2 protein-coding genes are annotated in these 492 nt (G+C 58.1%); both read left to right on the top strand.

Annotated elements, in window-relative coordinates; translation table 11 throughout:
• A partial coding sequence (locus KK062_RS30000; protein WP_369075194.1) for an endonuclease III domain-containing protein occupies nucleotides 1–220 on the top strand: 220 nt, incomplete at its 5' end.
• Between the two features lie 60 nt (nucleotides 221–280).
• The coding region (locus tag KK062_RS29995) for a DoxX family protein (protein ID WP_254088075.1) at nucleotides 281–492 on the top strand (212 nt) is incomplete at its 3' end.

The raw sequence follows: 492 nt of genomic DNA, 5'->3' as shown, positions 1-492 counted from the left end.
CCTCCACGTCGTGCGCGTAGCCCCCCGGTTAGGCATCGCCACCGGCACCGACCCCAAGAAAATCGAAAAGCAGATCATGGAAGTAATCGCGCCCAAGGACTGGGGCGAAGTCGGCATGGCCATGTCCTTCCTCGGCCGCGAAACCTGCCGCCCCACCAATCCGAAACACGCCGAGTGCGTCATGAAAACCTCCTGCGCGTACTATAAGTCGCTGCAGTAAAAATAAATCTGCCGATTCTGTCCAATCGCCGCATTGCGAAGCATTGTGACAGAAAAACGCATGACAACAATCAACACTTCCGAAAAACCGCGTCAAATCGCTTACTGGGTCATTACCGCCCTCCTCTGCGCCGGTATGTTCGCCGGCGGCATCGCCCAGGCCGTTCACGCGCCCTGGAACGCCCAGGGCTTCATCCTACTCGTCTATCCCCTCTCCGTCATGACACTCATCGGCCTCTGGAAGCTCGCCGGCGTAATCGTACACCTTGCTCC

This window comes from Dawidia cretensis (assembly GCF_018598175.1).
Lineage (GTDB): Bacteria > Bacteroidota > Bacteroidia > Cytophagales > Cyclobacteriaceae > Ohtaekwangia > Ohtaekwangia cretensis.
Note: the sequence above shows the minus strand (reverse complement) of the source record. Positions and strands in the feature narration are given on the sequence as shown.